General features: G+C 63.4%; 16 protein-coding genes. 12 read left to right on the top strand and 4 right to left on the bottom strand.

Features of this window, described 5'->3' with window-relative positions:
* Window positions 1-408 precede the first annotated feature (408 nt).
* The 9 genes from RRX38_RS17370 to RRX38_RS17410 all read left to right on the top strand — a co-directional run bounded on the left by RRX38_RS17370 (window position 409) and on the right by RRX38_RS17410 (window position 6,988).
* Window positions 409-1,032 (top strand): YitT family protein, encoded by a 624-nt coding sequence (locus RRX38_RS17370; protein ID WP_295472105.1) that lies wholly within the window; start codon window positions 409-411, stop codon window positions 1,030-1,032.
* A 27-nt stretch (window positions 1,033-1,059) separates the two neighbouring features.
* Complete coding sequence (locus RRX38_RS17375; protein WP_315960057.1) at window positions 1,060-2,256, top strand: amino acid aminotransferase; 1,197 nt, start codon at window positions 1,060-1,062, stop codon at window positions 2,254-2,256.
* Window positions 2,257-2,373: 117 nt separating this feature from the next.
* Window positions 2,374-2,763: a VOC family protein gene (locus tag RRX38_RS17380; protein ID WP_295472101.1), complete on the top strand. Its 390-nt coding sequence runs from the start codon at window positions 2,374-2,376 to the stop codon at window positions 2,761-2,763.
* A 120-nt stretch (window positions 2,764-2,883) separates the two neighbouring features.
* Window positions 2,884-3,477, top strand: coding sequence for an imidazoleglycerol-phosphate dehydratase HisB (hisB, locus tag RRX38_RS17385; RefSeq protein ID WP_295472100.1), 594 nt, complete (start codon window positions 2,884-2,886; stop codon window positions 3,475-3,477).
* Complete coding sequence (hisH, locus tag RRX38_RS17390; protein WP_315960059.1) at window positions 3,477-4,115, top strand: imidazole glycerol phosphate synthase subunit HisH; 639 nt, start codon at window positions 3,477-3,479, stop codon at window positions 4,113-4,115. The genes hisB and hisH overlap by 1 nt, the downstream gene beginning before the upstream one ends.
* Window positions 4,116-4,118: 3 nt before the next feature.
* Complete coding sequence (locus tag RRX38_RS17395) at window positions 4,119-4,379, top strand: DUF2164 domain-containing protein (RefSeq protein ID WP_295472096.1); 261 nt, start codon at window positions 4,119-4,121, stop codon at window positions 4,377-4,379.
* 104 nt (window positions 4,380-4,483) lie between these two features.
* Window positions 4,484-5,221 (top strand): 1-(5-phosphoribosyl)-5-[(5-phosphoribosylamino)methylideneamino]imidazole-4-carboxamide isomerase, encoded by a 738-nt coding sequence (gene hisA / locus RRX38_RS17400; protein WP_295472094.1) that lies wholly within the window; start codon window positions 4,484-4,486, stop codon window positions 5,219-5,221.
* Between the two features lie 129 nt (window positions 5,222-5,350).
* Entirely contained in the window at window positions 5,351-6,121 is a 771-nt protein-coding gene (gene hisF / locus RRX38_RS17405; protein WP_315960060.1) for an imidazole glycerol phosphate synthase subunit HisF, read from the top strand.
* Between the two features lie 108 nt (window positions 6,122-6,229).
* A complete protein-coding gene (locus tag RRX38_RS17410) occupies window positions 6,230-6,988 on the top strand; it encodes an ABC transporter substrate-binding protein (RefSeq protein WP_315960061.1) in 759 nt (252 codons plus the stop codon).
* 145 nt (window positions 6,989-7,133) lie between these two features.
* Here the strand turns inward: RRX38_RS17410 and RRX38_RS17415 are convergent, their stop codons facing one another.
* The 4 genes from RRX38_RS17415 to gpmI form a co-directional block, all read right to left on the bottom strand.
* Window positions 7,134-7,904, bottom strand: coding sequence for a divergent polysaccharide deacetylase family protein (locus RRX38_RS17415; protein ID WP_315960062.1), 771 nt, complete (start codon window positions 7,902-7,904; stop codon window positions 7,134-7,136).
* Window positions 7,904-9,235: a S41 family peptidase gene (locus tag RRX38_RS17420; protein ID WP_295477836.1), complete on the bottom strand. Its 1,332-nt coding sequence runs from the start codon at window positions 9,233-9,235 to the stop codon at window positions 7,904-7,906. Before RRX38_RS17420 ends, RRX38_RS17415 begins: the two co-directional genes overlap by 1 nt.
* Window positions 9,236-9,268: 33 nt before the next feature.
* Window positions 9,269-10,570, bottom strand: a complete 1,302-nt coding sequence (locus RRX38_RS17425; protein WP_315960063.1) for a murein hydrolase activator EnvC — start codon at window positions 10,568-10,570, stop codon at window positions 9,269-9,271.
* Window positions 10,571-10,779: 209 nt separating this feature from the next.
* Window positions 10,780-12,312 carry a 2,3-bisphosphoglycerate-independent phosphoglycerate mutase gene (gene gpmI / locus RRX38_RS17430; protein ID WP_315960064.1) on the bottom strand — a complete coding sequence of 511 codons (1,533 nt, stop codon included), beginning with the start codon at window positions 12,310-12,312 and terminating at the stop codon, window positions 10,780-10,782.
* 232 nt (window positions 12,313-12,544) lie between these two features.
* Here gpmI and RRX38_RS17435 point away from each other — a divergent pair, with 232 nt between their 5' ends.
* From RRX38_RS17435 to secB, 3 genes are read left to right on the top strand one after another with little or no spacing between them, the layout of a single operon-like run.
* Window positions 12,545-12,958 (top strand): rhodanese-like domain-containing protein, encoded by a 414-nt coding sequence (locus RRX38_RS17435; protein WP_295477844.1) that lies wholly within the window; start codon window positions 12,545-12,547, stop codon window positions 12,956-12,958.
* A 1-nt stretch (window position 12,959) separates the two neighbouring features.
* Window positions 12,960-13,214: a glutaredoxin 3 gene (gene grxC, locus RRX38_RS17440; RefSeq protein ID WP_295477848.1), complete on the top strand. Its 255-nt coding sequence runs from the start codon at window positions 12,960-12,962 to the stop codon at window positions 13,212-13,214.
* A gap of 41 nt (window positions 13,215-13,255) precedes the next feature.
* The gene (gene secB / locus RRX38_RS17445) at window positions 13,256-13,741 is read left to right on the top strand and encodes a protein-export chaperone SecB (RefSeq protein ID WP_295477851.1); all 486 of its coding nucleotides are present in this window, start codon (window positions 13,256-13,258) and stop codon (window positions 13,739-13,741) included.
* Window positions 13,742-13,808 lie beyond the last annotated feature (67 nt).

Below are 13,808 nucleotides of genomic sequence, written 5' to 3' on the forward strand. Positions count from 1 at the left end.
AACTCCATGAATCTGCTGTGAACGTGACGCCGCCTTCGCGAGCAAGCTCGCTCCCACGGTCTAACTGACCAGTATTGGCTTTAGCCGCAGTAATGATCAGTTAGGCCGGGTAGGAGCGGCTTCAGCCGCGAAGCGACCGCATGTTCACAACAAATACAGTGATTTTCCTGGCGCTTTCGCGGCTAAAGCCGGTCCTACCAGGCTGATGGGGGCTGCACTGTTTTGATGCGTGGGGTGGGGGGATGTGCGTACATGGTGCGAAAAAATCATCAATTACGTTAGTTTTGTGCGTTTTATCTTATTGTGTCGCGCAATTTTTTTGTCTTGGGTAATATCGGTGCTCAATGTGTGAGCGGTGATCCGCCGCACCGCATCTCCTGACCCAAGATCCCTTCCGAGCTGCACCCCATGACCGCGACCCTTAGCGCTTCCAAGCCCTCCGATACCCGCCATTCCGTGCAAGAGGATGTATTCGCCGTGGTCATCGCCACGGCGATGATTTCCTTCGCAGTCATGCTGCTGCGCCAGGCCGGGGTGATGACCGGCGGCACCGCCGGTATCGCGCTGTACCTGCACTACACCTTCGCCGTGCCGTTCGGTGCGGCGTTCTTCATGCTCAACCTGCCGTTCTATTACCTGGCGCTGCGGCGCATGGGCCGGGTGTTCACCTTCAAGACCTTCTGTGCGGTCGGCCTGGTGGCGTTTTTCTCCGACCGTCATGCGCTGTTCATCCATATCGACCAGTTGCAACCGCTGTACGCCGCGCTGGTGGGCAATGCCCTGCTGGGCGTCGGATTCCTCATGCTGTTCCGCCACAAGGCCAGCCTGGGTGGTGTTAACATCCTGGCCCTGTACATTCAGGACAGGTACGGCATCAAGGCCGGCTGGCTGCAGATGGGCGTCGACATCAGCGTGCTGCTGGCTTCGCTGACCTTCATCAGCCTGCCTGTACTGGGCGTTTCGGTGCTTGGCGCCGTATTGCTGAACTTCATCATTGCGCAGAACCACAGAGCCGACCGTTACTCGGCCTGATCCACTCATCTTCAGGAGTTTGTCCGCATGTTTGCCCACGTGGAGTCGTACGCCGGTGACCCGATCCTTTCGCTGATGGAGACCTTCGGCAAGGACCCTCGCACCGACAAGGTCAACCTCAGCATCGGCCTGTATTACGACGCCGTGGGGCATATTCCGCGTCTGGACACCGCCGTGCGTGCCCAGCACGAAATCGATGCGGGCGAGCAGAGTGCCTGCGTGTACCTGCCCATGGAGGGCCTGGCGCCGTATCGCAAGGCCGTGCAGAACCTGCTGTTTGGCGAAGGTCACGCACTGCTCGCCGCCGGCCGCGTGGCGACCATCCAGACCGTCGGCGGCTCCGGCGCCTTGAAGGTCGGCGCGGACTTCCTCAAGTACGCCTACCCGAACTCCCAGGTGTGGGTCAGCGACCCGACCTGGGAAAACCACATCGCGCTGTTCGCCGGTGCCGGTTTCAAGGTCAACAGCTACCCGTATTTCGACAAGCGCACCGGCGGCGTCGACTTCGACGCCATGCTCGCCACCCTGCGCGGCCTGCCGGCGCACAGCATCGTGCTGCTGCACCCGTGCTGCCACAACCCTACCGGTGCCGACCTGACGCCCGCGCAGTGGGATCAGGTGGTCGAGGTGGTCAAGGGCAATGAACTGATCGCGTTTCTCGACATCGCCTACCAGGGCTTCGGCAAGGGCATGGAACAGGACGCCTACGCGATCCGTGCCATGGCGCAGTCCGGCGCCGCCACGGTGGTCAGCAACTCCTTCTCGAAGATCTTCTCGCTGTACGGCGAGCGCGTGGGTGGCCTGTCCATCGTCTGCGAGAACGCCGAACTGGCCGATCGCGTGCTGGGGCAACTGAAGGCCACCGTGCGCCGCAACTACTCCAGCCCGCCCGTACACGGCGCGCAGATCGTCGCGCGGGTGCTCAATAGCCCGGCGCTGCGCCAGGACTGGCTGGCCGAGGTAGAGGCCATGCGCCTGCGCATCATCGAGATGCGCCAGCGTCTGGTGAGCGTGCTGGCCAACAAGGTGCCGCAGCGTGACTTCAGCTTCATCCTCGAACAGAACGGCATGTTCAGCTACACCGGCCTGACCGGCGAACAGGTCGATGAGCTGCGCGACAAGTACGGCGTTTACCTGGTGCGCAGCGGGCGCATGTGCCTGGCGGGCCTGAACGAGAGCAACGTCGACAAGGTCGCCGACGCCATCGCCAGCCTGTTCGCCTGACCCTTAACCTCCCCTTGGTCTCAGCCGCGGTTGGCTGTATCGCGGCTGAAGCCTCCCGCCAGACAGGACAGGCTTCAGCCGGGAACCCAGGGATTACCCAGACAAGGAAGTGCACGCATGAAATTCGGCTACACCATCATCTACGTCCCGGACGTCAGCGCCTCGCTGGCGTTCTTCTCCCAGGCCTTCGGCCTGTCCACCCGCTTTCTGCACGAGTCCGGTACCTACGGTGAGTTGGAAACCGGCGCGACCGCACTGGCGTTCGCGGCCAACGAGCTGGCGGCACTTAACTTCGACACCGGCCATGTCGCCGCGCATGCCTCCGAGAAGCCGCTGGGCGTGGAGATCGGCCTGGTCACCGACGACGTTCCGGCCGCCCATGCCCGTGCGTTGCAGGCTGGCGCTACCGAACTGGCGGCGCCGCTGACCAAGCCCTGGGGGCAGACCGTGTCCTACGTGCGTTGCCCGGATGGCACCCTGGTAGAGCTCTGTTCACCCATCGGATGACCGCTTTCGGGCCCTTGCCCGGCTACCATCTTGCCTTCTCGTCGTCTCTCGGCTTCATGCCGGGCGCATCTGCGCCTATACTGTCTGCCTTTTTCGCCACTGATTTTTGCGGAGCTGGTGATGGCCGAACGTAAGGCATCCGTCGAGCGCAACACGCTGGAAACCCAGATCAAGGTCTCGATCAACCTGGATGGCACCGGAAAGGCCCGATTCGATATCGGGGTTCCCTTCCTTGAGCACATGCTCGACCAGATCGCCCGGCACGGGCTGATCGACCTGGATATCGAATGCAAGGGCGACCTGGAAATCGACGACCACCATACCGTGGAAGACGTCGGCATCACCCTGGGCCAGGCCTTTGCCAAGGCCGTGGGTGACAAGAAGGGCATTCGTCGCTACGGGCATTCCTATGTGCCGCTGGACGAAGCCCTGTCGCGGGTGGTCATCGACTTCTCGGGCCGTCCTGGCTTGCAGATGCACGTCCCCTACACCCGTGCGGTGGTGGGGCGTTTCGATGTGGACCTGTTCCAGGAGTTCTTCCAGGGCTTCGTCAACCACGCGCTGGTGACCCTGCACATCGACAACCTGCGTGGCGTCAACACCCACCACCAGATCGAAACCGTGTTCAAGGCCTTCGGTCGCGCACTGCGCATGGCCGTCGAGCTGGACGAGCGTATGGCCGGGCAGATGCCGTCGACCAAGGGTGTGCTCTGATGCAGACCGTCGCAGTCATCGATTACGGCATGGGCAACCTGCACTCGGTTGCCAAGGCCCTTGAGCATGTCGGTGCCGGCAAGGTGCTGATCAGCAGTGACGCGCAGGTGATCCGCGAGGCCGACCGCATCGTGTTTCCCGGCGTGGGGGCGATCCGCGACTGCATGGCCGAGATCCGCCGCCTGGGCTTCGACAGCCTGGTCCGGGAGGTCAGCAAGGACCGTCCCTTCCTGGGCATCTGCGTGGGCATGCAGGCACTGCTGGAGCGCAGCGAGGAAAACGACGGCGTCGACTGCATCGGCCTGTTCCCTGGCCAGGTGAAGTTCTTCGGCAAGGACCTGGTCGAGGACGGCGAGCACCTGAAGGTGCCGCACATGGGCTGGAACCAGGTCAGCCAGGCCGTCGACCACCCGCTGTGGCATGACATTCCCGACCAGGCGCGTTTCTATTTCGTGCACAGCTATTTCATCCAGGCGGGCAAGCCCGGCCAGATCGTGGGTCGTGGCCACTATGGCGTGGACTTCGCAGCGGCCCTGGCCGACGGCTCGCGCTTCGCCGTGCAGTTCCACCCCGAGAAAAGCCATACCCACGGCCTGCAGTTGCTGCAGAACTTCGTGGCGTGGGACGGCCGCTGGTAAGCGATGAGCCGTAGCAAGGCCCGTGCGCCGATCCTGACCCTGACCGCCGAGCAGGAGCAGGACGCGACCCGCAAGCTGCAGCGCCTGTTCGCCGAGCGCTTCGAGCTGCAGTTGGGGTCGTTCGAGGTGGCCGAGGTCCTGGAACTGTTCGCCCGCGAAATCGCGCCGCACTACTACAACCGGGCGATCTTCGATGCCCAGCAGTTGCTCAGGGAGCGCGTCGAGAGCCTCGAAAGCGACCTGTGGGCACTGGAGAAAGATTGAAAGAGCAGCTGCAAGCTCCAGGCTTCAGGCTGCAAGAACAGACACCTGCGCATGCTTGCAGCTAGCCGCTTGAAGCTTGCAGCCCTTTTTACCAAGGAAAAAGAATGCTCATTATTCCTGCAATCGACCTCAAAGACGGCGCCTGTGTGCGCCTGCGCCAGGGCCGCATGGAAGATTCCACGGTGTTTTCCGATGACCCGGTGAGCATGGCCGCCAAATGGGTCGACGGCGGCTGCCGCCGTCTGCACCTGGTCGACCTCAATGGCGCTTTCGAAGGCCAGCCGGTCAACGGTGAAGTGGTCACCGCCATCGCCAGGCGCTACCCGCAGCTGCCGATCCAGATCGGTGGGGGCATTCGCTCGCTGGAAACCATCGAGCATTACGTCAAGGCGGGCGTCAGCTACGTGATCATCGGCACCAAGGCGGTCAAGCAGCCGGAATTCGTCGCCGAAGCCTGCCGCGCCTTCCCGGGCAAGGTCATCGTCGGCCTGGATGCCAAGGACGGTTTCGTCGCCACCGACGGCTGGGCCGAGGTCAGCAGTGTGCAGGTCATCGACCTGGCCAAGCGTTTCGAGGCCGATGGCGTCTCGGCGATCGTCTACACCGACATCGCCAAGGACGGCATGATGCAGGGCTGCAACGTGCCCTTCACCGCCGCCCTGGCCCAGGCCACGCGTATTCCAGTGATCGCTTCGGGCGGCATTCACAACCTGGGCGACATCCAGGCCCTGCTGGACGCCAGGACCCCCGGTATCATCGGCGCCATCACTGGCCGGGCGATCTACGAAGGCACCCTCGACGTCGCCGAAGCCCAGGCTTTCTGCGACAACTACGCCAACTGATAGCCGCGAGCTGCAAACGGCAGGCAGAGCAATCCGTTCTGCTTGCCGCAGGCGTTATCCCCTACAACGTGATTTGCTTCAGCTTGCCGCTTGTAGCTTCAAGCTTGTAGCGCTTCGAAGGAGCCCTCCATGGCCCTGGCCAAACGCATCATCCCTTGCCTGGACGTCGACAACGGTCGTGTGGTCAAGGGCGTCAAGTTCGAGAACATCCGCGACGCCGGCGACCCGGTGGAGATCGCCCGACGCTACAACGAACAGGGCGCGGACGAGATCACCTTCCTGGACATCACCGCCAGTGTCGATGGCCGTGACACCACGCTGCACACCGTCGAGCGCATGGCCAGCCAGGTGTTCATCCCGCTGACCGTAGGCGGTGGCGTGCGTACCGTGCAGGACATCCGTAACCTGCTCAACGCCGGTGCCGACAAGGTCTCGATCAACACCGCCGCGGTGTTCAATCCCGAGTTCGTCGGCGAGGCTGCGGCACGTTTCGGCTCGCAGTGCATCGTGGTCGCCATCGACGCCAAGAAGGTTTCCGCGCCGGGTGAAACGCCGCGTTGGGAGATCTTCACCCACGGCGGGCGCAAGCCTACCGGCCTGGATGCCGTGCAATGGGCGAAGAAGATGGAAGGCCTGGGCGCCGGCGAGATCCTGCTGACCAGCATGGACCAGGACGGCATGAAGAACGGTTTCGACCTGGGCGTGACCCGCGCGATCAGCGATGCGCTGGGCATCCCGGTCATCGCCTCCGGCGGCGTCGGCAATCTGGAGCACCTGGCCGCCGGCGTACTGGAAGGCCATGCCAGCGCGGTACTGGCGGCGAGCATCTTCCACTTCGGTGAGTACACCGTCCCTGAAGCCAAGGCCTACATGGCCGAACGCGGTATCGTGGTGCGCTGAAACGAGCCGGGGGCGAGCGCCATGACATCGGCCTGGGTGTCATTGCGGTAGACAGCCCTCCCGCTTCGCGGCACTCTGCAACGGTCGTCATGTTTGGGATCCAGTGTCATGTTCAAGGGTCTTCTGCTGGTACTGATTGGCTTGCTCCCTTTCTTGAGTCCACTGGCTCGCAGCGCCGAAGTGGCTACTCAGCAAATCGTTCTGCTGACCGAGAACTACCCGCCCTACAACATGGCGGTAGACGGCAAGAACTTCGCCCAGGACGCCAACCTCGACGGCATCTCCGTAGAGATCATGCGCGAGACCTTCAAGCGTGCCGGTATCGACTACAACCTGACCCTGCGTTTTCCCTGGGACCGCGTCTACAAGCTGGCGCTGGAAAAGCCTGGCTATGGCGTGTTCTCCACCATCCGTACCCCTGAACGGGAGCACCTCTTCAAGTGGGTCGGGCCCTTGGCGCCGGTCGACTGGGTGCTGCTGGCGCGCAGCGACAGCCCGATCACTTCGCTGAACAAGCTGGCCGAAGCCCGTGGCTACCGTATCGGTGCCTACAAGGGCGACGCGATTGCCGAGCACCTGGCTCTCAAGGGCTTCGATCCGGTATTGATGCTGCGCGACCAGGACAATCCCAAGCGCCTGCAAAGCGGCCAGATCGACCTGTGGGCCACCGCCGACCCCGTGGGGCGCTACCTGGCACGCCAGGAAGGCATCACCGGGCTGAAGACCGTGCTGCGCTTCCAGAAGGCCGAGCTTTACCTGGCGTTGAACAAGGACACTCCGCAAAGCATTGTCGATCGCCTGCAGAAAGCGCTGGATCAGATGCGCGCCGAAGGCCGCATCGAGCGCATCATGGATAAGTACCTTTAGGTCAGTTGGATCGGGTAGGAGCGGCTTGAGCCGCGAAGCGACCGCATGTTCACAAAGGGTGCGGTGAATTTCCTAGCGCTTTCGCGGCTAAAGCCGCTCCCACCGGGCCACATGCCGCTTGAGCGAACAGTATTGCCTTCAGGCCTCAACGATAGAGGCCGTTCTTGCCGTGTGCGCCCATGGCCCGGTTGCCCCGCTCGCCGATCATGTGCCGCAGCTCGATCCATTCTATGCCCTGAGCCTTGAGCTTGGGCAGTTCGCGCTCCAGCACGTCCAGGGTCACCGGGTAGGGGTGGCCGATGACCACGGCCGAGCCCTGCTTGCGGGCCAGGTCGATGGCGCTGCGCAACTGGCGGGTGATGGCCTCGGCGGTGCGCTCGTCGTCGAGGAACACGTCGCGGGATACGCTGGCCAGCCCGATGCGCTGCGCCTGGGCGGCGGCGACGGTCCTGGCGCTGGTGCGACTGTCGACGAAAAACAGGTGGCGGCGCTGCAGCTCTTCCATCAGCCAAGCCATGGCCTGGGGCTCGGCGGTCATGCGGCTGCCCATGTGGTTGTTGATCCCGGCGGCGAAAGGCACCTTGAGCAGCGCGGCATTCAGACGGCTTTCCAGTTCGCTGGTCGGCAGGCCGGGGTGCCAGGCATAGGGGCCGGTGGCCGGGTCCATCGGCATGTGCAGAATCACCGTCTTGCCGGCCTTGTGGGCCTGCCGGGCGAACTCGCTGGCGTGAGGCGTGTCGGGCATGATCGCCAGGGTCACTGGGCCGGGCAGGGCCAGGGTGCGGCTGTCCCGGTCGGGATTCTGCCCCAGGTCATCGATGATCAGGCTCAGGTAGGCCTTGGCGGGTTCACCGGCCACCGCTCCAAGCGAAGCGGCGGCCAGCAGCAGGGCCAGCCCCAGTTGCAGCAGGCGCATCAGTTGCCGCGGGTGACGCTCAGGCCCTTGAGCAGGCTGAGTGCCTGGTTGAGCTGATAGTCCTCATCCTGCGGACGGGACTTGGCCGGGGTGCTGCCCTTGACCGTCGGCTTGTCGGCACCGCCGTTGCCATTGCCCAGATGCCCGTACAGGTCGGCTTCCTTGTAGTTCTCGCCGTCGGCCTCGCTGGTGACCTTGCCGCGCCGTACCACGATGTCCGGGCTGATGCCCTGGGCCTGGATGGAGCGACCGTTGGGGGTGTAGTACAGCGCCGTGGTGATCTTCAGCGCGCGGTCGTTGTTCAGCGGCAGTACGGTCTGCACCGAGCCCTTGCCGAAGGTGTCGGTGCCCATCAGGATGCCGCGCTTCTGGTCTTGCAGGGCGCCGGCGACGATCTCCGAGGCCGAGGCGCTGCCACCGTTGATCAGCACCACCAGCGGTACGCCTTCGCTGGCATCGGCCGGGTCGGCAGAAAAACGCAGCTCGGAGTTGGGGATGCGGCCCTTGGTGTAGACGATCAGGCCCTTGGTCAGGAAGTGGTCGGCCACCGCCACCGCCGACTGCAGCACCCCGCCGGGGTTGTTGCGCAGGTCGAGGATGATGCCGCTGAGCTTCTTGTTGCCGTTGTCCTTGCGCAGGCGGGCCAGGGCCTTGCCCACTTCATCGCCGGTCTTGACCTGGAACTGGGTGATGCGGATATAGCCATAGCCGCTCTCGAGCAGCTGCGACTTGACGCTCTTGACCTGGATGACGGCCCGCGCCAGGGTCACGTCGAAGGGGTTGCCGCCGTCGCGCACCAGGGTCAGGGTGATCTTCTCGCCAATCTTGCCGCGCATCTTGTCCACGGCTTCCTGCATGGTCTGGCCCTGGGTCGGCGCGCCGTTGATCTTGACGATCAGATCGCCGGCCTCGATGCCGGCACGCGAAGCCGGGGTGTCATCGATGGGCGAGACCACCTTGACGTAGCCGTCCTCGACGCCCACCTCGATGCCCAGGCCGCCAAACTCGCCGCTGGTGCTTTCCTGCAGCTCCTGGAAGTCTTCAGGGCCGAGGTAGGCAGAATGCGGGTCGAGGTTGCTGAGCATGCCCTTGATGGCGTTTTCCAGCAGGGTCTTGTCGTCCACCGGCTCGACATAGGCCGCTTTGACCCGGTCCAGCACCTCGGCGAAGGTGCGCAGCTCGTCCAGCGGCAGAGGCGCCTTGGCATTGGCTGCAGCAGGTGCCGCCGCCGGTTTGGCGGCCGGAGCCGGCTCGGCGGCATGCGCCCATGGGGCTCCGGCCACGAGAGCGGTCGCCAGGGCCAGCGAGGTGAGGCGGGGCAAATGCAGCATGTCTGACAAGCTCCTGATCAAAGTGGTGCCGCCTTATCCATGAGAACGGCACCATTGCGCCGGGTCGGTCGGGCGACCCTGCTGACGAATGGCGAAATACAGCGCCGAAGTGTCCTGACCGCCACTGTTGCCTACCGTGGAGATCGCTTCACCGGCCTTGACGATGTCACCGGCCTGCTTGAGCAGGCTTTGATTGTGGCCGTACAGGCTCAAATAGCCATTACCGTGGTCGAGAATGACCAGAAGTCCGGCGCCGCGCAACCAGTCGGCGAACACCACGCGCCCACCGTGCACCGCATGAACCTGGCTGCCCGCAGCGGCGCTGATCATCACACCGTCCCAGCGTGAACGTTCATCGTCGCCACGGGCTTCACCGAAGCGTGCAAGCAATCGACCATTGATCGGCCACGGAAGTTTACCCCGGGCTTCTGCAAAGGCCCCGCCATACACCGCGCCGTCGCTGGACACCGCGATACCGGGGGTGCGAGCCGGGCGTTTGGGGGCAGGCTCATCGTCGTCGCGGCTGTTGCGCGCCAGGGCCTCGCGCTTGCGCTTTTCCTCGGCCTCGCGCTCGGCGGCCAGGGCGCGCTGGCGCGCTTCTTCGGCTTCGCGTGCCTGGCGGGCGAGGGTTTCCTCGATGGTCTTGAGCACGTTGTTCAGCTCGGCCTGCTCCTGCTGGCGGGCCTGCAGCTTCTGGTCGCCGGACTTGTAGTCCTGGTTGAGCTTGGCCAGGGCCTTCTGCCGCTCTTCGCGGACCTTGGCGAGCTCTTCGTTACGGGTTTCCAGGTCGCTTTTCTGCACCAGCAACTGGGCCTGTTGCAGGTCGATGTCCTTTTCGACCTTGGCCAGCTGGCGCAGTGTCTGGTTGAACTGCTCCAGCTGCTGCAAGCGTGCCTTGCTCAGGAAGTCGTAGTAGGTGAGGGTGCGGGCGAATTTTTCCGGGTGCTGCTGGTTGAGCAGCAGCTTGAGGTATTCCTGGCGGCCACTCTGGTAGGCGGCACGCGCCTGGATGGCGATCAGGCGTTGCTGATCGAGCTTGGCGTTGTTCAGTTGCTGTTTTTCATGGTCGAGCTTCTGCAGCTCGACTTCGGTCTTTTTTAGTTCGTTCTGCAGGACCTCGACCTGCTTTTCCAACTTGCCCATCTCGGTTTCGGTGGTGCGCAGGTCTTTCTGGACCCCGCTCTTTTCGGCCTGCAGCTTGCTGAGGGTCTTTTGCAGCTCGGCAATATCCTGGCGTGCGGCTTCAATCTGTTTTTGCGTCTGGGCGCGCTCATCCTCGGCGAATGCCGGGTTGAGCAGGCAGATCAGAACAAGGGCGGTCAGGACGCGGAGCATGTTGATGGGCGATACCGAGCAAGAGTGAGAAAAGCGACGGGCCTAGTATGCCCGCCATATCCGGTAAAACAAATGTCCGGCTGACCGGTTGATAGCTGCTTTTTGACGCGAACTTGGCGGCGAAAGGGCCTTGTCACCTGTGGGAACGGGCTGGCTGGCGATAGGGCGGTCGAGCCATTCACCAGCAAGCCTGCTCAAGGGCCTGTCCGTCAGTTGGGTACCAGGATCGAATGGCCGGTCATTTCTTCCGGCTTGTCCAGGCCCAGCAACAGCAGCAGGGTGGGGGCAACATCGGCCAGTACGCCGCCTTCGCGGACCTTCAGCGGCTGCTTGCCGTAGTAGATGAACGGCACGGGTTCGGAGGTGTGCGCGGTGTGCGCCTGGCCGGTAGTGTCGTCGGTCATCTGTTCGACGTTGCCATGGTCGGCGGTGATCAGCGCTTCGCCACCCACCTTGTCCAGGGCACCGGTGATGCGGCCCAGGCAATCGTCGAGGCATTCCACGGCCTTCACGGCGGCAGACATCACGCCGCTGTGGCCGACCATGTCGCCGTTGGCGTAGTTGACGATGATCACGTCGTAGCGCTGGTGCTCGATGGCGTCGACGATGCGGTCGGTGACTTCCGGCGCGCTCATCTCCGGTTGCAGGTCGTAGGTGGCGACCTTCGGCGATGGGATCAGAATGCGTTCTTCACCAGGGAATTCCTCTTCGCGGCCACCGGAGAAGAAGAAGGTCACGTGGGCGTACTTCTCGGTTTCGGCGATGCGCAGCTGGGTCTTGCCGTGGTCGGCCAGGTACTGGCCCAGGACGTTCTTCAGGCTGCCGGGAGCGAACGCAGCAGGGGCCGGAATGCTCGCGGCGTACTGGGTGAGCATCACGTACTCGACCTTCGGCTGGCGCGCGCGGGCGAATTCCTTGAAGTCGTTCTCGACGAACACGCGGCTCAGCTCGCGGGCACGGTCGGCGCGGAAGTTCATGAACACCACGGCGTCGCCGTCTTCGACGGTGACTTTTTCGCCAATGGCGGTGGCCTTGACGAACTCGTCGCTTTCATCGCGGGCGTAGGCGGCCTGCAGGCCGGCCACAGCGCTTTGCGCGGTGAATTCGGCAGCGCCGTCGACGATCAGGTTGTAGGCCGCCGAAACACGGTCCCAGCGATTGTCACGGTCCATGGCGAAGTAGCGGCCTATCAGCGTGGCGATACGGCCTTTGCCCAGGCGGGCGAAAGTCTGGTCGAGCAGTTCGATGGAGCCCTGGGCGCTGCGCGGCGGTGTGTCGCGGCCATCGAGGAAGGCGTGCAGGTAGATTTTCTCGGCACCGCGCTTGGCAGCCAGTTCGGCCATGGCTACCAGGTGGTCCTGGTGGCTGTGCACGCCACCGTCGGAGAGCAGGCCCATGATATGTACGGCCTTGCCGGCGCCCACGGCCTTGTCGACGGCGGTGCAGATGGCCGGGTTCTCGAAGAACTCGCCGTCACGGATGGCCTTGGTGACTCGGGTGAAGTCCTGGTAAACCACGCGGCCGGCGCCGAGGTTCATGTGGCCGACCTCGGAGTTGCCCATCTGCCCGTCAGGCAGGCCGACATCCATGCCCGAGCCGGAAATCAGGCCGTGCGGCTGGGTGGCATAGAGGCGCTCCATGACTGGCATCCTGGCGGCCATGATGGCGTTGCCTTCGGGATTCTCGCTGTGGCCGAAGCCGTCGAGAATGATCAGAACCAGAGGTTTTGGCGCAGCAGTCATAGAAACCCTCGTTTGCCGGCTGCATGGGCGTGGGGGCGAACCCGTTCGCGAGCGGCCTGCTTTGCAAAATGGGAAGTAGGGAAAAGATCGGCATTTTAAGGACAAGTTCCCCAGGAGTCACGGCCAGGCGGACTTTGCTCGTGCCGTGTCGTCGGGCTGTGCGCTGAAACGTCAACAGAGCTTCGGACGCTGTGTATACTGGCCGGCATTTTTAACGCCCTGGAACCTAGAGATGGTTGCTCACCTGCTTGAATTCGTCACCCACCACTACCTGATCGCCGGCGCTTTCGTGATTCTGCTGGCCCTGCTGATCGCCTACGAGATGAGCAAGGGCGCCAGCAGTGTCAGCACCGGCCAGCTGACCGCGCTGGTCAATAGCGACCAGGGCGTGGTCATCGATGTGCGTCCTGCCAAGGAGTTTGCCGCCGGCCATATCGTCGGTGCCCTGAACTACCCGCAGGACAAACTGCTGAGCCGTACCGCCGAGCTGAACAAGCACAAGGACAAGACGCTGATCCTGGTCGATGCCATGGGCCAGCATGCGGGCACCACCGCTCGCGAGCTGATCAAGGCCGGCTTCAAGGCGGCCAAACTGTCCGGCGGCATTTCCAGCTGGCGCGCCGACAACCTGCCTCTGGTGAAGTGAAATGGCCGACGTCATCGTCTATTCCAGCGACTACTGCCCCTATTGCATGCGCGCCAAGCAATTGCTGAACAGCAAGAACGTCGCGTTCAAGGAAGTTCGCGTCGATGGCCAGCCCCAGGTGCGCGCCGCCATGGCCGAGAAAGCCGGGCGCACCTCGGTGCCGCAGATCTGGATCGGCGCGACCCACGTGGGCGGCTGCGATGACCTGTTCGCCCTGGAACGCGCCGGCAAGCTCGACTTGCTGCTCCAGGCCTGAACCCATTACCTGCAACTCGTTATTCTCGATAAGGATCCGACATGACCGAACAAACCAACAACGGCGCCGTCGCTAACGAAGACAGCGCGCCACAGTTCTCCCTGCAGCGTCTCTATGTTCGTGACCTGTCGTTCGAAGCCCCGAAAAGCCCGGCGATCTTCCGCCAGGAGTGGACGCCTTCGGTCAGCCTGGACCTGAACACCCGCCAGAAAGCCCTGGAAAACGATTTCTACGAAGTGGTGCTGACCCTGTCGGTGACCGTCAACAACGGTGACGAAGTCGCCTTCATCGTCGAAGTGCAGCAGGCCGGTATCTTCATGATCAAGGGGCTGGATGCCGCGTCCATGAGCCATACCCTGGGCGCGTTCTGCCCGAACATCCTGTTCCCGTACGCACGTGAGGCAATCGACAGCCTGGTGGTGCGTGGCTCGTTCCCGGCGCTGATGCTGTCGCCGGTCAACTTCGATGCCCTGTATGCCCAAGAGCTGCAGCGCATGCAGGAGTCGGGCGAAGCGCCTTCGGCCTGATTGGCTCCGCTGATGAAAAAAAGCGCCTTGTCGGCGCTTTTTTTATGCGGCTCGCCAGCCTGGAGGC

Source organism: Pseudomonas sp. DTU_2021_1001937_2_SI_NGA_ILE_001, from assembly GCF_032463525.1.
Taxonomy (GTDB): Bacteria; Pseudomonadota; Gammaproteobacteria; order Pseudomonadales; family Pseudomonadaceae; genus Aquipseudomonas.